The following is a 15,639-nucleotide window of genomic DNA, read 5'->3' on the forward strand; positions in this document are numbered from 1 at the left end:
GGCATAATCCGGCGCACTTTTTTCGCTGTAGTAGTGCTCTGGCTTTTACTACAAAACGTTTGGAAGACTCGGCCGCTGGGCCGACGGGGACCCACATGACGCAAGCCAATACCGCCGTGTATACCGACATCAGCGCCGCTCAACTGGTCGAAGAAGCCCTCCGTCGTGGCGAAGGCGAGCTGGCCGCCAGCGGCGCACTGGTCGTGCGTACCGGTCATCGCACGGGGCGCTCGCCGGCCGACCGGTTTATCGTTCAGGAGCCGAGCAGTGAGGCGAAAATTGCCTGGGGCCCGATCAACCGTCCGTTCCCAGCCGACAAGTTCGATGCCCTGTGGGATCGTGTACAGGCCTTCTCCGATGCTCAGGACAGCTTCGTTTCGTATGTCCATGTAGGTGCTGCCGAGGCGCACTACCTGCCGGTCAAGATGACCACCGCTACCGCCTGGCAGAACCTGTTCGGCCGTTGCCTGTTCATCGAGCCGGAGCAGTACAACCAGGGCGCCAAAGCCGAGTGGCAAGTGCTCAACGTGGCCAACTTCGAGTGTGTGCCCGAGCGTGATGGCACCAACTCCGATGGCTGTGTGATCATCAACTTCGCCGCCAGGAAGGTCCTGATCGCCGGCATGCGCTACGCCGGTGAGATGAAGAAAGCCATGTTCTCGGTGCAGAACTTCCTGTTGCCGGACGCCGACGTGCTGCCGATGCACTGCGCCGCCAACATCGGCGAAGACGGCGACGTCACCCTGTTCTTCGGCCTGTCCGGCACTGGCAAGACCACCTTGTCCGCCGACGAGAGCCGTTACCTGATCGGCGACGACGAGCATGGCTGGGGTGTCGGTAGCGTGTTCAACATCGAAGGCGGTTGCTATGCCAAGTGCATCGACCTGTCTGAGAAGAACGAACCGGTGATCTGGAAGGCCATCCGCTTCGGCGCCGTGCTGGAAAACGTGGTGCTCAATGGCAATCGCGTCGCCGATTACGCCGACGACAGCCTGACCCAGAACAGCCGCGCCGCTTACCCGCTGAGTCACGTCGAGAAGCGTTCCGAGCGTAACCTCGGTGGTGAGCCGAACGCGGTGATCTTCCTGACCTGCGACCTGACCGGCGTATTGCCGCCAGTGTCGATCCTCAACGAAGAGCAGGCGGCCTACCACTTCCTGTCCGGCTACACCGCACTGGTCGGCTCCACCGAAATGGGTTCGGGCGGCGGCATCAAGTCGACCTTCTCCACCTGCTTCGGCGCACCGTTTTTCCCGCGTCCGGCGGGCGAATACGCCGAGCTGCTGATCAAGCGTATCCAGGGTTTCGGCTCCAAGGTCTATCTGGTCAATACCGGCTGGACCGGCGGTGGCTACGGTGTCGGCAAGCGTTTCAACATCCCGACTACCCGTGGCGTGATTGCCGCGATCCAGAGCGGCGCGCTGATCGGTACCGAAACCGAGCAGCTGCCGATCATCAACCTCAGTGTGCCGACTTCGGTACCGGGCGTCGAAACCAGCCTGCTCAACCCGCGTAATACCTGGGCAGACCAGAACGCCTACGACGAAGCCGCCAAAGGCCTGGCCCAGCAGTTCATCGAAAACTTCAAGAAGTTCGATGTGTCGGATGCCATTCGCGACGCCGGCCCGCAGCTCTAAGCCGCGTCGGGTTGATCGAGAAAGCCGCCTCCGGGCGGCTTTTTTATTTTGCCCTGTACCGCTACCGGCTCCGCGCCGACGATCGGGCTCCAGCGGACGGAAGGGCAGGCGCTAAGTGCCGCCATCGTGGCCAAGGCCGCTCCCACGCAAGCCATTGGCGTGCCAGCCGCTCTGGCTTCGCCCACACCGCCGCGCTAAGGTCACCGACCCTGCGGTCAACGGAGTGACACCCTATGTACAGCACCCTCGATCGTGTCTTCGGCTATCAGCAGTTCCGCCCCGGCCAGGAAGCGGCAATCAGTGCGGTATTGGCCGGGCGCTCGGCGGCGGCGATCTTTCCCACGGGCTCGGGCAAGTCGCTGTGCTATCAGCTGGCGGCGCTGCATCTGCCGCACTTGACCCTGGTGGTTTCGCCCTTGCTGGCGTTGATGCAGGATCAGCTGGCCTTTCTGCATAAGCGCGGCATCAGCGCTGCCAGCATCGACTCGGCGCAAAGCCGCGAGCAAGCCAGTATCACTATGGCCAAGGCCAAGTCCGGCGAGTTGAAAATTCTGATGATTTCGGTGGAGCGGCTGAAGAACGAGCGTTTTCGCAACTTCATCGGCCAGGTGCCGATTTCCCTGCTGGTGGTGGACGAAGCGCACTGTATCTCCGAGTGGGGCCACAACTTCCGTCCGGACTACCTCAAGCTTCCCGACTATCAGCGTCAGTTCGGCATTCCCCAGGTGTTGCTGCTTACCGCCACCGCGACGCCGCCGGTGATCGCCGATATGCAGAGCAAGTTCGCCATCGCCGCGGCGGATGTGGTCACCACCGGCTTCTACCGGGCCAACCTCAACCTGCTGGTCGAGCCGGTCGGCGGTCGTGACAAGCAGCGTCGCCTGGTCGAGTGGTTGTCCACCAAGGCCGGGCAGCCGAGCATCGTCTACGTCACCCAGCAGAAGACCGCCGAGCAGGTCGCCGAGCACCTGAGCCAGCACGCTATTCCCGCCAATGCCTACCACGCCGGCATGGCCCATGAGCAGCGCGAGGCAATCCAGCGCCAGTTCATGGGCGGCCAGCTCAATTGCATCGTCGCCACCATTGCCTTCGGCATGGGCATCGACAAGAGCGACATCCGCAACGTGGTGCATTTCGATCTGCCGAAATCCGTCGAGAACTACAGCCAGGAAATCGGCCGTGCCGGGCGCGACGGTCAGCCGTCCGACTGCCTGGTGCTGGCCAACCGCGACAGCCTCAACGTGCTGGAAAACTTCGTCTACGGCGATACGCCGGAGCAGGGTGGCATTCGCTGCGTGCTTGGCGAGCTGTTAGCTGCCGCTGCTCCTGATCAGCACGGCGGCGGTGAGTGGGAACTGATGCTTAACGCCCTGAGCGAGCAGAGCAATATCCGCCAGCTGCCGCTGAAAACCCTGCTGGTGCAGCTGGAGTTGCGCGGCATCATCGCTCCGCGCTACGCCTACTTCGCCGAATATCGCTTCAAATACTTGTGCGAGCCCGAGGCTTTGCTGGCCAGGTTCGAGGGCGAGCGCCGTCAGTTCGTCGAGGCCGTGGTCAGCACCTCTAGCCGCGCACGCACCTGGTGCACCGTGGATTTCGACACGCTCTACCAGCAGCATCAGGCTGAGCGCGGCCGGGTGGTCAAGGCGCTGGACTATTTTCAGGAGCAAGGCTGGATCGAGTTGGAAAGCAAGCAGATGACCGAGGTCTATGCACTGCTCGATGGCGGTTTCGACCCCGAGCTTCTCAGCGCCGAGCTACACGGCTACTTCAAACAACAGGAATGCAGTGAGATTGCCCGCATCCACGCCATGCTCGAGCTGTTCGCCAGTCGACAGTGCTTGAGCCAGCGCCTGGCGGCCTACTTCGGTGATGAACAGGCCCCGCAGCGCTGCGGTCACTGTTCGGTGTGCCACGGACAGGTCGCTCACCTGCCGTCGCCAGCGCCACTGCCGGCGTTGGCCGAGCAGGACCTGCACGTCTTGTGCGGGAGTTTTATCGAGCGGCATGCTGAGCTGAAAGGCCGCGCACCGAGTGCCGAATGCCTGACCCGGTTTCTTTGCGGCATCAGCGTACCGCTGTTCACCAAGCTCAAGGCGCGCAACATAAAGGGCTTCGCCGCGCTGGACCTCTACCCCTATGCCGATGTTCGCCAATGGTGTACAGCCCGATTGCAGGGCGGGCTTTAGCACCGCGGTGCTCTGGGCTGAACCGCGGAGTGCTACGGCGGGTTCATCGGTGCGTGCGGTGGATAAATCGATTCTGTCGATATGTTTCATTGGCAAAGACGCATGGTATTAGCGCGAACGGCTACTTAGCATGCGCGGCATCTTACCGGCCACGCATTCTCAGGAGTCATCATGCATATCGAAGAAGCCATACGCAGTCGCCGCGCCGTCAAAGGCTATGAACCGACCTTCAGCCTCAGCCGTGAGGAGAAGGACGAACTGCTGCAACTGGCATTGCTCGCCCCCTCGGCCTTCAATCTGCAGCACGTGCGCTTCGTCGAAGTCAGCGACCCGGCGCTGCGCGAGCAGATCCGTGAAGTCGCGTGGGGACAGGCCCAGGTCACCGAGGCCTCGATGCTGGTGGTGGTGTGCGCTCAGCTCGACAGCTGGGAAAAGAATGTCGGCCGCGTCTGGCAGGGCGCACCGGAGGAAGTGCAGCGCTACATGGCCGGTGCCATCGACGCCTACTACCGTGGCAAACCGCAGGTGCAGCGCGATGAGACCATGCGCAGCTGCGGCCTCAAGGCGCAAACCCTGATGCTCGCCGCGCGCGGTAAGGGCCTCGATTCTTGTCCGATGGATGGCTTCGACTTCGACGCCGTGGCCAAGTTGATCAACCTGCCGGAGAATTACGTCATCGGCTTGATGGTCGCGGTGGGCAAGCGTGCCGTGGAGCCGAAACCACGTATCGGCAAATTGCCGTTTGACGAAGTGGTGATTCGCGACCGTTTCTAAGCGAGTCATGCAAGTCATCAGGGGCGTGCCATTGGCACGCCTTTTTGCGTTCTAGCGCTGAGCGGTTGCAGAGTGCTGTTGCCGCGCACAAAGGTGCACTGCCATTGGGCAGTGAAGGGGTTTGAGTTCAGGGCGTCTAGGAAGGTGGTTGGTGCCGAGGCGACGCTGGTAATTGCCAGTGGTCGTCTCGGCCGTAACCGGGCGGTGCCTGGTAACTGCACCTGATCGAGGTTGCTAGCCGCTTGGTCTATTCCAAGGTGCGGCGTCGGTTCGCCCAGCTATTCAGTTCAAACGGGTCTTGATCAGCACGATGGCTGTCCTGACGCATGGCCAGGAAGGTGTTCAACTGGTTTCGCTGTGTACGATTTTTCCTTACGCCTGCTGCGGCTACGCGTAATTTACGCGGTCTTGCGTGTTCACACGCTGTTGGCCGGCATCCACGGCCTTAGTCATCTGCTCCGGGGTTACACGTACATCCTGAGTCTTAGCGATTTCGCCAGCGTGCAGTATGACGCGGGTGCTGAATGGAAGATTCGCAGTACTCCTCATCACCATTGGCTAATGTCCTCCCCGCTACTGTCCTTGACTTCAAGATACACCCAGCGCTGTGGGTGGATTAGTGCAATTCGCAATAAAGTGAGGCTCGCTTGGACTGAGTCTGAATAACGATTCAGTCAGCACGGCTGCAATGCTCGGGCCGCGAGGCTGCCTAGCGGTGCAGATCACCAGGTTTCACGGCGGATGAGTGAAGAAGGGGGTGGCCTTTATCTGGGAGGATGCCGGGCAATAAATCAGCCCTATGGTTTCTGCGTGCTGCGGTACTTGGCCAGCAGCCGTTTGCCGTGCTGGCGGCGGATCTTGCCCAGCGATTGCCAGATCGCCTGGGTCAGCTGTGGCTGCGCGCGCTGAAACTGATGGGAGAACACCAGGTAAGCGTCATCGGCATGGTAGACCTGCGGCAGAAGGGTGACTTGCTCGCTGATGCCCAGGGCCTGGAGTTGATGCAGGCCGATGTTGTATTCGGCGATGTAGCCATCCAGCCGGTTCAAGGCCACCAGGCGCAGACCCGCCTTGGGCTGCAGCACGCTGCCGTTCAGTGCGCCGGCATCTTTCAGGCGTTGCCAGACGACGTAGCCGGGAGGCGCACCGATGCCGGTTTGCAGGCCAGTGAAATGCTCCCCGTCGTAGCGCAGCGTGCCCTGGAGCGGAACGAACACCCGGTATTCTTCGCTCCACAAACGCAAGCGGCGGTCGGGGGCGGTCAAGGGCTGGTCGGGATATTTTGGAAACGCGCCCCAGGCATCGCGCTCGGGTGACCAAATGGCGGCCAGCAGTGCGTCGACTTGACCCTTGCGCAGCTTGTCGATACAGCGCTTCCACGGGTAGCGCAGAACCATGATGGCATCATCGTTCTCGGCCACCGCCAGTTGCACCATCTCGATTAGTAGTCCTGTTTGTTCGTCGCGTTCGTTGCTGAGCGTGAAGGGTGGATAATCGATGTCTTCGATGCATAGCGTGAAGGCCCAGCTCGAGGCGCTTAATAACATGCCGACTAACACTGCTAGAAAAGCCTTCACGGGCATGGAACTCGATGGTAATTGGCTAGAACAAGGCTAGTAGCGAGCTGGGTTGGGGTAAAGCCTACGGTGGTGGCTGTTGCGGCTTTTTTCTGCAGCCCAGGTACAAGCGCTGCTGGCGGTCGGTAAATGCCGAATGTAGTGGTGCCATGTGGGGCCCGGCTGCGTGATGGTAAACCCGTTCAGCACCTCGCGGGCACCTTGTACAGGAGACGTACTAGCGTGCTTCTTCTTTCGCCAGGCGCTGCAGGTAGTGGGCGAAATCCGGGTCTTCGCCACGCAGCAATTCTGGCAATCGTTGGCGGAAGTCCTCGCGTTGGCTCCATTCGCGCATGTAGTCCTCCCAGGAGTGCCAGCGGCGTCGCCGCTTCTCGTTCATTTGCGTGTCGAAGAGCAGCAGGTAGGCGCGCTCGAACAACGAGATCAGCATGTCGAAGATCACCAGCATGCGCTCCCGCTGTTCGTCGCTCAGGTCGGGGGTGGCGCGCTGACTGCGCAGCTTCAGGTCGGGGTTGGCCAGCACCACCTCGAGGAAGTCGATATAGGCATCGGAGATCTGCTGCCAGGTGGCTTCCTCCTCGTTTTCGTGTGCCTTGCGCTGCTCGAAGAGGAACACGCCGATGGCAAATGGCAAGGCCACCACGGTGACGATGTAGGACAGCAGCTCCCAGGTTGTCAGCGTCATATCGACTCCATCGCATCATGCTCACCCTGCAAGCAAAGACTATTTTATCCAGGCGGGCTTGCGTTCCGTGTGCGAAGCTCGAGGCAGTGGTTTTTTCAACGACCAGCTAAATCACGCCGATTCCTATAACTGGGCACCACGGCAGAAGAATATTCAGTTAGCCTGAACCTCGGCGGCCGTATAGCCTCGAAAGCACACACGTCATTACGGGGAAGCCCTATGCAAGTACAAGTGCACACTAATCAGATTGAAGGCAGTGCCCGGCTTCAGGAGTGGGTAGGTTCGGCAGTGATGGACAAGCTCGAGTACTTTGAGGAGCTGCTGACCCGGGTTGTCGTACATATCAGCGATGAAAACGCGCAAAAATCCGGCCCCGACGATAAGCGCTGTCAGATCGAAGCCCGTCCGAAAGGTCATCAGTCGATTTCGGTGACCCACAAGGCCGCAGACCTGGGGATTGCCGTGGACGGCGCCGCGGAAAAAATGCGCCATGCCCTTGAGCATCTGATGGGTCGGCTCGAGGCCAAAGTTGTGTCGACCGGGCGCATGCAGGAGGCCAGTGAAGAGCCCACCGACGCCCTGCTGCAAGAGGAGTTTCTGGAAAATCAGCAGGCCTTGGGCAAAGACTGAATGCAGGCACCCACCTCACCCCGTCATCCCGGTGAGGACTCAGGCAAGCGACACACTATAGAAAACCGCCCGCTGGGGCGGTTTTTGCTGGCTGAGCGTACGGTGTCTTACCGTGGGGATGCGCAGGCAGTCCAGGCGCTGCCGTCTGCGGGTTCGATCCTTGGGCGCGCCAGGGTGAGATTGCTGTCCGTGACTGCGGCCATTACGTAACGTCGGCCCTTTAGTTCTGAATGGGAGTTAGCTGCATGCCGCGCATGGTTTCGCTTCTGGCAGTGCTTGCCGCCCTCTACCTACTGGCCTGCGTTGCCCTGTTCGTGTTCCAGCGTTCGCTCATCTACTTCCCGCAACCCCGCGCCATCGCGACCCCGGCGACGACACTCAGGTTGCCGGTTGCCGACGCCGAGCTGCTGGTCTCAGTCAGGCCGCATGAGGGCCCCAATGCATTGATCTACTTCGGCGGTAACGCCGAGGACGTCTCGCTGAACCTGCCAGAGTTTGCCCAGGCCTTTCCCGATCATGCGCTCTACCTGCTGCACTACCGGAGCTACGGAGGCAGCTCCGGCTCCCCCTCCGAGGAGGCCATCCAGCGTGATGCCGTGGCCTTGTTTGATCGGGTGCACGCCGCCCACCCGCGTACGGTGGTAGTAGGCCGTAGCCTGGGTTCGGGTGTCGCCGTGCGCCTCGCCAGCCAGCGTCCGGCAGCGCGGCTGATCCTGATTACGCCGTACAACAGCCTGCAAGAAATCGCCGCACGCCAGTTCCCAGTTTTTCCGGTGCGCTGGCTGCTCAAGGACAAGTTCGAATCCTGGAAGTACGCGTCGCGTATTACCGTGCCGACACTGCTGATCGCAGCAGAGCACGACGAAGTCATACCGCGCGCGAGCAGCGAACGGCTCTACACGCATTTCGCACCCGGTGTGGCCTCGCTAAAGGTCATCCCGGGCAAGGGCCACAACTCGATAGCCGAGAGTCCGCAGTACCTGCAATGGTTCCGCGCTGCGCTCTGAGCGAGGGCTCTATGGCGTTGACCGCTACCGGCCGTAGCCCGGGTTGCGCTTCGGGAGTCCGCCTCCGTGTGTTCTCTGGCTAGCTCGCCATGTCAATCCTGATGGGTACGGCGGGTGTGGCCGCTAGACCGAACCGTTCGCTATATGACTGCTGGCAGCGGCAGGTTGATAAGCCGCTCAATCTCGCTCGCGGGGCGGGGCCTGCTGAACAGGTAGCCTTGTAGCAGGTCGCAGCCTTCGGCAACCAGAAAGGCCAGATGGTCGTGATCCTCGACCCCCTCGGCGACCACCTGCATGCCCAGTGAGTGAGCCATGGTGATGATGGCCGAGAGAATCACGCCGTTGTTGTTCTCTTGCAGGTTGAGAATGAAGCTGCGGTCGATCTTCAGAATGTCGATGGGCAGCGTCTGTAGATAGCTGAGTGAGGAGTAGCCGGTGCCGAAGTCGTCGAGCGCAATCTGTATACCGAGTGAACGCAATGCGTAGAGGTTCTCCAGTACCTGTTCGCGCCCTTGTAGTACGGCGGTCTCGGTCAACTCCACATAGAGGTCATCGGCGCAAAGCTGGTGCTTGTTCAAAAGGTGAGTGATCTGTTTAGCGAAGCCCGGTTGGCTCAGCTGCAGGCTGGAAACGTTGATGGCAACCCGCAGGGGGGGAAGGCCAGCCTTCTTCCATACCGCGAGCTGGCGGGCCGCCTCCTCCATGACCCAGGCGCCAATGGGCAAGATAAGGCCATTTTCCTCGGCCAGAGGAATGAATTGGTCCGGGGGTACCTGGCCCAGCTCGGGATCGTTCCAGCGGATTAACGCTTCAACAGACACCACGCGCATGCTGCGGCTATCGACAACCGGTTGATAGTGCAGCTGGAAGTTCAGCGTTTCGACCGCGGTGTGTAACCGCTGGTCCAGAAGCACGCGTTGCTGGGAGTGTGCAGCAATGGCGCTGGAGAAAAACTGATAGGTGCTCCTGCCTCGCGCTTTTGCCTGATACATCGCCAGGTCGGCGTGTTTGACCAGGTCCTCCACCGTTCTGCCGTCATCGGGATAGATGGCGATGCCGACGCTGCAGCCGATGTAACACGCTGTGCCATCGAGGTCGATGGGTTCAGATAATGCCTTGATCACCCGTTCGGCTACCGGCCCGGCCAGGTGCTCGGCATCGGGCTGGTTGAGCAGTAGGGTGAACTCGTCGCCGCCCAGGCGAGCCATATCCCGGTCGACTTCGATACCGACCGGGCGGCTCAAGTAGTCATAGCCGCGCAGGTTGGACTGGAAGATCTCAGTTACCTTGATCAGCAGTCGATCACCGGCAGGGTGGCCCAAAGTGTCGTTGATGTGTTTGAAGTTATCCAGGTCGAGAAACAGCAAGGCGAAACGCCCCCGGCGCTGACCTGCGGTTTCGATTTCGCGGCGCAGGGTTTTGATGAACATCAGGCGATTGGGCAGCCCGGTGAGACTGTCCCTGAAGGCCAGGTTATGGATCTGCTCGCTGGACTGGTGCAGGTCAAGGCTCATCCGGTTAAAGGAGTGGCTCAGCTCACCGATCTCATCCTCGCTCTGCACAGGAACCTGGATCAATTGCTGTTGCTTGCCTATGGCCGCCAGAGCCCGATTGAGACGCTCGATCGGTTTCAGGAAGCGATTACGGATCAGCACCAAAAGCAGCGGTACCGAAATGGCGATGGCGAGCAGGCAGATCAGCAGCACCAGCAGGCCAATATTCCGCGACTCTTTGAACAATTCCGCTTCTGGAATCAATAGGTGCAGCCATAAGCCTTCCATCAGGCACTTGGCGTGGTGCTGGTACGACTGGCCATTCAGGTCGATCTGGCGTTTGCTCTGCAACGCCGTGATGCCTTGCGCCAGGTCGTAGTCGCCGAGCATGCGCGCGGTATCGCTCTTCTGGGAGGCCGCGAGCAAGGAGCCTTGCGCGTCAGTCAGGAGGAGGCCGCCCTGGGGCCAGGGCGAGGGACTCAGATTGTTCAGCAACGATTGCAGGCTGATAGTCAGGCTCAGGTAGCCGCGCAGTTTGGGTGGCGTACTGAAAGACTCGAATGCCGGATTGATCAAGCGGATACGCCGAGAAACGTAGAGGGCCAGCTCCTGGTTGTCCGGGTTGATGCCGATGCGTACCAAGGTGTCCTGGTCGGCATGGCGCATGGCCAGAAACCCGGGGCTGTTCGCCTCCTCTTCTGTCAGGTTGGGCTGATCGCGGGTTTGCAAGCGCAGGTCTTCAAAGCCATCGGGCAGCAGAATCCGGATCTCGTAATAGTCGGGATAGACCCGCTGAATGCTGGCGAGCTTCTGCAGCAAGGGGCGTTGTAGCAATGCGTAGCGTTCATCGGCATCGCTGGTCAGCAGGTAGCTTTTAACCAGGGGATCATCCGAGAAAATATCGATATTGGCTGTGGCCACTGTGCTGAGCAGCTGGAGCTGGTCATCCAGACGAGACACCAGAACATTGATGTGGTCGGCGCTTTTCTGTTCGGCACTTTGCTTGAGCGCGAGGAACGCCAGAAGTCCCGCCAGCAGCAGAGGGCCGGCAATCAGCGGTATGACGAGCAATGGCAAGCGGGTGCGCAACTTCATGTCAGCCCCTCGATGCGGTTGGCCGCGGCAGCCATTGGCGGCGCAACTTTAACGCAACACCCTGGCATTGATCGCGTTGCGTAAGCGCTGGGCTTTAGCCGGCTGGGGGGTGTAGAACTCGGAGGATTTCAGGCCGGCCTGGTCAGGGTAGATGATGGGGTCACTCAAGAATTCTGCTGGCAGCAGCGCTTCTGCTGCGCGGTTGGGGGTCGCGTAATGAATGAACTGCGCCTGCTGGGCGGCATGTTCCGGCTCGTTGATGAAGTCGAGAAAGGCGTAGGCCAAGTCCGGTTGTTGCGCCTGCCGGGCGAGTGCGAAATAGTCGATCCAGATAGCCCCGCCCTCTTGCGGAACGACATAGCGCAGGTTTTCGTTGTGTTCTTTCAGCATGAGGGCATCCCCGCTGTACAGCAGGGCGGCGACGATGTCGCCACTGAGCAGTGGGGAGGTCTCATCGAGGGCGATGTAGTCATAGGTGCGGACGTATGGTTTCTGCTCCAGCAGCAGTGCCTCCGCTGCTCGAAGCTGATCGGGGTCGGAGCTGTTGGCGGAATAGTTCAAGGCCTTGAGGCCCATGCCAATTAATTCCCTGGCGTCTTCGATCATGGCGATTTTCCCCTGCAGTTCGGGCTGTGGCCTGAACAGCTGCAGCCAACTGGTGATAGGCGTTTGCACCAGGTCACTGCGGTAGGCAATGCCGACCGTGCCCCAGGTATAGGGTGCACCATATACATCGGCCGCCCCGAAGACATTCTTCAATTCGGGTGCGGTGTGCTGGACGTTGGGCAGCCGGGTGTAATCCAGCGGTGCGATCCAGCGCCGTTTGGCGTACAGCTTCAGGTCGAAACCGGCAACCAGGATAAGGTCATAGCCGCTGGCGTCGTTCTCCATCAGCTTCTGGGTGCGGTTGTCATCAGAGCTGTAGTAGCTCAGGACGACCTTGGCATCATAGCGCTGCTCGAATTTTTCGATCAGCGCCGGGTCCAGGTAGTCTGTCCAGTTGAGGATCACCAGCTGGCGCTCGGCCGCCAGACTGGCCAGGGGCAGGTTCAAGAGTAGAAGGGCTGTTGCCAGCGATAGCAGACGAAGGAGTGATTTGGGCATTAACAATATCCCTATGAAGGAAGCGGCCACACAGAATGCTAGTCGGCTCTTGGACGTGCGTGCTGAATACTGGCAATTCGCCGGTGCATGGGTCAAGGGATAGCCTAGCGCTGGTAATTACGGCACGCAGCCACTGTTGCCTTGGCAGTTGAGGCATGCGCATGCGAGCAGAGTAAGCTGCAATGTAGCTGCTTTGGCGCGGATAATTACAAGAGGATCAAGCATGCATCCGTTTAGCTTCGCCACCACCGCGCAGATCATCTGCGAATCCGGCTCGGCCCACCGCCTGGCCACGCTGTGCCAGGAGCGCGGCGCTCAGTCGGTATTGATCGTCACCGACCCTGGCATCACCCGGCTCGGCCTGCTCGCCGAGGTGCTTGCCGGGTTTCTGCGCGAGGGGGTGACCGCCCAGGTGTTCGACCAGGTGGTGGCCGACCCACCGGAGGCCATAGTGCTCAACGCCGTCGCGCAGGCCAGGGCGCTCAAGGCGCAGTTGATCATCGGCTTCGGCGGCGGCAGCTCGATGGACGTGGCCAAGCTGGTGGCCTTGCTGGCGCATCCGCAGTGCGCGCAGACCCTGGCGGATATCTATGGCGTCGGCAATGCCAAGGGCCAGCGCCTGCCGCTGATCCAGGTGCCGACCACCGCCGGAACCGGTTCGGAAGTGACCCAGGTGGCGATTGTCACCACGGGGGCGACCACCAAGCTGGGTGTGGTCTCGCCGTTGCTCTTGCCTGATCTGGCGCTGCTGGATGCCGACCTGACCCTAGGCTTGCCGCCTGCGGTGACCGCCGCCACTGGCATCGACGCCATGGTGCACGCCATCGAGGCCTACACCAGTGCGCTGAAGAAGAACCCGCTGTCCGACCTGCTGGCCCGTGAGGCGCTGCGCCTGCTGGCCGCCAACCTCGACGAGGCGGTGCACAATGGCGGCAACCGCGAGGCCCGTCAGGCCATGTTGCTCGGCGCCTGCCTGGCCGGGCAGGCCTTCGCCAACGCCCCGGTGGCGGCGGTGCATGCGCTGGCCTATCCGCTCGGTGGGCACTTCCACATTCCCCATGGCCTGTCCAATGCACTGGTGTTGCCGCATGTGCTGGGCTTCAACGCCTCGGTTGCCGCGCCGCTGTACGCCGAACTGGCGCCGCTGGTGCTCGGCGACAAGTTGCGGCCCGGCAATGCCATGGCGCAGACCGAGCAGTTCATCGGCGCCCTGGCCGATTTCAGTGAGCGCAGCGGCTTGCCCACCTGTCTGCGCGATGCCGGGGTGACGGAGAGCATGCTGCCGCAGTTGGCGGCCGACGCCATGCTGCAACAACGCCTGCTGGTCAACAATCCACGCGAGATGACCGAGGCGCACGCCCTGGCGATCTATCAGGTGGCGTACTGAGTGAGGAGGGTGGCGGTCGCTGTGTACCTCGACCTTGAACTCGCCGATTGATCGATGAGGCGCGATTCACTCTTCGAGGCTGCCCCACACCGACAGGGTATCCCCGGATTTCATCCGGGCTACGGACTGGAGTCTTTTGTGGCCTTGGCCGCGAAGCTTTGTACAACAGTGGCGAACAACAAGGACATCAGATGAGCCAACCCCAGCACCTGCGCAGCGACTACGCGCATTTCCAGCCGATCAGCACGCGCTGGCACGACAACGACCTCTACGGCCACGTGAATAACGTCACCTACTACAGCTATTTCGACAGCGCGGTGAACGCCTACCTGATCGAGGTCGGCGGTCTGGATATCCACAACGGCGAGGTGGTCGGCTTCGTGGTCAGCTCGGCCTGCGACTACTTCGCCTCCATCGCCTTCCCCGAGCGCATCGAGATCGGCCTGCGGGTCGGCAAACTGGGCAACAGCTCGGTGCAATACGAACTGGCCGTGTTCAAGGCCGGCGAGGACGAGGCCTGCGCGGCGGGGCGCTTCGTGCACGTGTTCGTCGATCGTGCGAGCAACCGCCCGGTGGCGATCCCGCAGCCGTTGCGCGAGGCGCTGGCGGCGCTGCTAGTAGGCGAGTGACCGCTCTGTTCGGTGGCAGCGACGAAGCAATCTTTGCTCGGTCTAAAGGTGCTGCAAATATTTAACCGACAGCCGAATGTGGCTGATCGACCAGGGCCGCGCGGCGACCGCGCTTGAGGTCGACGCTGGCGAGCAGCAGCAGGCCGATGACGAAATAGCTGCCGGTGATCAGCATCGCCTGACGGTGGTCACCGCCGCTCAGCCAGCTGCTCAGACCGTAGGTCATGGGGCCGAGGATCGACGCCAGTTTCACCGCCTGGCCCCACAGGCCGAAGAACTCCGCCAGGCGTGTCGGCGGCGCGAGCAGGCCGACGATGGCGCGTCCGGCTGACTGGCTGGCGCCCATGCACAGCCCGGCGATATTCGCCGCCAGCCAGAACAGCGGCGGGCCCTCGGCGGCCCAGGCCAGGCCGATCATCAGCATCCAGCCGAGCAGGGTCAGGCTCAGGGTGGCGACATGGCCGAGGCGATCCTGCAGGTGACCGAACAGCACGGCGCCGACCGAGGCGGTAACGTTGACCAAGAGAATCAGCATCAGGGTGTCCTGGGTGCTGAAGCCCATCACCTGATCGGCGTAGATGGCGGCCAGGGTGATCACCGCGGAGATCCCGGCCTGGTAGCTGACGGTGCATGCCAGGAAGCGCAGCAGGTCGCGATAGCGCCCGGCCTCGCGCAGGGTCTGGGCAAAACGCGCGAAGGCCACCCTGGCGCTGTGCTTGGCGCCGGCTTGCAGCTGCGGCTGGCTGCGTTCGCGCAGGAACAGGAAGGTCGGCAGGCTGGCCAGGGCGAACAGCGCCGCGGTGATCAGCATGCACACAGGCACAAACTGCGCCGCCGTCTGGCCGTGGGCCTGAGCCCAGCTGACATAGGCCAGACTGGCGCCGAGGCTGACCAGGCCGCCGAGGTAGCCGAAGCCCCAGCCCCAGCCGGAGACCCGGCCCAGGGCATCGGTGCGGGCGATTTCGGGAAGGAAGGCGGCGATCAGGTTCTCGCCGCTGCCGAAGCACAGGCTCGACAGCACGATGAACAGCACCGCGATGCCCAGGGTTCCCGGTCCGGCCAGTGCCAGCGCGGCGGTGCTGGCGACACAGCCGAGGGTGCAGAGCAGCAGCAGGCGTTTCTTGCAGGCGTAGGCGTCGGCGTAGGCGCCGAGCAGCGGTGCGCTGAGGATGATCAGGGCGTAGGAGAGGGACAGGGCGCTGGTCCAGGCCAGGGTGCCCCAGGTCGCACCGCCGGCCACCACGCCGACGAAGTAGGCGCTGAACACCGCGGTGATCACCACCGTGGTGTAGCCGGAGTTGGCGAAGTCGTACATCGCCCAGGCCCAGACTTCGCGGCGGCTCACACCGGGGGCAAGGTTGGCTGACATGGCGGTCTCTCCTCGGCGATCAGGCGCCTTCCAGCAAGCGTAGTGGCCCGTGGAGCCAGTTCA

General features: G+C 61.7%; 12 protein-coding genes. 7 read left to right on the forward strand and 5 right to left on the reverse strand.

Annotated elements, in window-relative coordinates:
• The first annotated feature begins 95 nt into the window (after window positions 1–95).
• The 3 genes from TMS3_RS04535 to TMS3_RS04545 all read left to right on the forward strand — a co-directional run bounded on the left by TMS3_RS04535 (window position 96) and on the right by TMS3_RS04545 (window position 4,600).
• Window positions 96–1,637, forward strand: coding sequence for a phosphoenolpyruvate carboxykinase (locus TMS3_RS04535; protein ID WP_025164066.1), 1,542 nt, complete (start codon window positions 96–98; stop codon window positions 1,635–1,637).
• A gap of 233 nt (window positions 1,638–1,870) precedes the next feature.
• Window positions 1,871–3,826, forward strand: a complete 1,956-nt coding sequence (locus tag TMS3_RS04540; RefSeq protein WP_025164067.1) for a RecQ family ATP-dependent DNA helicase — start codon at window positions 1,871–1,873, stop codon at window positions 3,824–3,826.
• Window positions 3,827–3,997: 171 nt separating this feature from the next.
• Window positions 3,998–4,600, forward strand: a complete 603-nt coding sequence (locus tag TMS3_RS04545; protein ID WP_025164068.1) for a nitroreductase family protein — start codon at window positions 3,998–4,000, stop codon at window positions 4,598–4,600.
• Window positions 4,601–5,397: 797 nt separating this feature from the next.
• On the opposite strand, the gene TMS3_RS04550 is transcribed toward TMS3_RS04545, so the two are convergent.
• Together TMS3_RS04550 and TMS3_RS04555 are read right to left on the reverse strand one after the other, a co-directional pair.
• Window positions 5,398–6,147, reverse strand: a complete 750-nt coding sequence (locus tag TMS3_RS04550; RefSeq protein WP_025164069.1) for a substrate-binding periplasmic protein — start codon at window positions 6,145–6,147, stop codon at window positions 5,398–5,400.
• Between the two features lie 247 nt (window positions 6,148–6,394).
• Window positions 6,395–6,862 carry a hypothetical protein gene (locus tag TMS3_RS04555; RefSeq protein ID WP_025164070.1) on the reverse strand — a complete coding sequence of 156 codons (468 nt, stop codon included), beginning with the start codon at window positions 6,860–6,862 and terminating at the stop codon, window positions 6,395–6,397.
• Window positions 6,863–7,081: 219 nt separating this feature from the next.
• Here TMS3_RS04555 and TMS3_RS04560 point away from each other — a divergent pair, with 219 nt between their 5' ends.
• Entirely contained in the window at window positions 7,082–7,492 is a 411-nt protein-coding gene (locus TMS3_RS04560; protein ID WP_025164071.1) for an HPF/RaiA family ribosome-associated protein, read from the forward strand.
• Window positions 7,493–7,737: 245 nt separating this feature from the next.
• Window positions 7,738–8,499: an alpha/beta hydrolase gene (locus tag TMS3_RS04565; RefSeq protein WP_043301767.1), complete on the forward strand. Its 762-nt coding sequence runs from the start codon at window positions 7,738–7,740 to the stop codon at window positions 8,497–8,499.
• A gap of 140 nt (window positions 8,500–8,639) precedes the next feature.
• Here the strand turns inward: TMS3_RS04565 and TMS3_RS04570 are convergent, their stop codons facing one another.
• Window positions 8,640–11,087: a putative bifunctional diguanylate cyclase/phosphodiesterase gene (locus tag TMS3_RS04570; protein ID WP_025164073.1), complete on the reverse strand. Its 2,448-nt coding sequence runs from the start codon at window positions 11,085–11,087 to the stop codon at window positions 8,640–8,642.
• A gap of 48 nt (window positions 11,088–11,135) precedes the next feature.
• On the reverse strand, window positions 11,136–12,191 hold the full coding sequence (locus TMS3_RS04575; protein WP_025164074.1) for a polyamine ABC transporter substrate-binding protein: 1,056 nt from the start codon (window positions 12,189–12,191) through the stop codon (window positions 11,136–11,138).
• A gap of 223 nt (window positions 12,192–12,414) precedes the next feature.
• Here TMS3_RS04575 and TMS3_RS04580 point away from each other — a divergent pair, with 223 nt between their 5' ends.
• Together TMS3_RS04580 and TMS3_RS04585 are read left to right on the forward strand one after the other, a co-directional pair.
• The gene (locus TMS3_RS04580) at window positions 12,415–13,578 is read left to right on the forward strand and encodes an iron-containing alcohol dehydrogenase (protein ID WP_025164075.1); all 1,164 of its coding nucleotides are present in this window, start codon (window positions 12,415–12,417) and stop codon (window positions 13,576–13,578) included.
• A 191-nt stretch (window positions 13,579–13,769) separates the two neighbouring features.
• Window positions 13,770–14,207 (forward strand): acyl-CoA thioesterase, encoded by a 438-nt coding sequence (locus TMS3_RS04585; protein ID WP_025164076.1) that lies wholly within the window; start codon window positions 13,770–13,772, stop codon window positions 14,205–14,207.
• A gap of 61 nt (window positions 14,208–14,268) precedes the next feature.
• Here TMS3_RS04585 and TMS3_RS04590 read toward each other — a convergent pair whose 3' ends face one another.
• On the reverse strand, window positions 14,269–15,576 hold the full coding sequence (locus TMS3_RS04590; RefSeq protein ID WP_025164077.1) for an MFS transporter: 1,308 nt from the start codon (window positions 15,574–15,576) through the stop codon (window positions 14,269–14,271).
• Between the last annotated feature and the right edge of the window lie 63 nt (window positions 15,577–15,639).

This window comes from Pseudomonas taeanensis MS-3, assembly GCF_000498575.2.
Lineage (GTDB): Bacteria > Pseudomonadota > Gammaproteobacteria > Pseudomonadales > Pseudomonadaceae > Aquipseudomonas > Aquipseudomonas taeanensis.

Excerpts from the sequence above, each read along its gene's own strand:
- TMS3_RS04535 (WP_025164066.1), top strand. The coding sequence starts at position 96 with ATGACGCAAGCCAATACCGCCGTGTATACCGACATCAGCGCCGCTCAA.
- TMS3_RS04540 (WP_025164067.1), top strand. The coding sequence starts at position 1,871 with ATGTACAGCACCCTCGATCGTGTCTTCGGCTATCAGCAGTTCCGCCCC.
- TMS3_RS04545 (WP_025164068.1), top strand. The coding sequence starts at position 3,998 with ATGCATATCGAAGAAGCCATACGCAGTCGCCGCGCCGTCAAAGGCTAT.
- TMS3_RS04550 (WP_025164069.1), bottom strand. The coding sequence starts at position 6,147 with ATGTTATTAAGCGCCTCGAGCTGGGCCTTCACGCTATGCATCGAAGAC.
- TMS3_RS04555 (WP_025164070.1), bottom strand. The coding sequence starts at position 6,862 with ATGACGCTGACAACCTGGGAGCTGCTGTCCTACATCGTCACCGTGGTG.
- TMS3_RS04560 (WP_025164071.1), top strand. The coding sequence starts at position 7,082 with ATGCAAGTACAAGTGCACACTAATCAGATTGAAGGCAGTGCCCGGCTT.
- TMS3_RS04565 (WP_043301767.1), top strand. The coding sequence starts at position 7,738 with ATGCCGCGCATGGTTTCGCTTCTGGCAGTGCTTGCCGCCCTCTACCTA.
- TMS3_RS04570 (WP_025164073.1), bottom strand. The coding sequence starts at position 11,087 with ATGAAGTTGCGCACCCGCTTGCCATTGCTCGTCATACCGCTGATTGCC.
- TMS3_RS04575 (WP_025164074.1), bottom strand. The coding sequence starts at position 12,191 with ATGCCCAAATCACTCCTTCGTCTGCTATCGCTGGCAACAGCCCTTCTA.
- TMS3_RS04580 (WP_025164075.1), top strand. The coding sequence starts at position 12,415 with ATGCATCCGTTTAGCTTCGCCACCACCGCGCAGATCATCTGCGAATCC.
- TMS3_RS04585 (WP_025164076.1), top strand. The coding sequence starts at position 13,770 with ATGAGCCAACCCCAGCACCTGCGCAGCGACTACGCGCATTTCCAGCCG.
- TMS3_RS04590 (WP_025164077.1), bottom strand. The coding sequence starts at position 15,576 with ATGTCAGCCAACCTTGCCCCCGGTGTGAGCCGCCGCGAAGTCTGGGCC.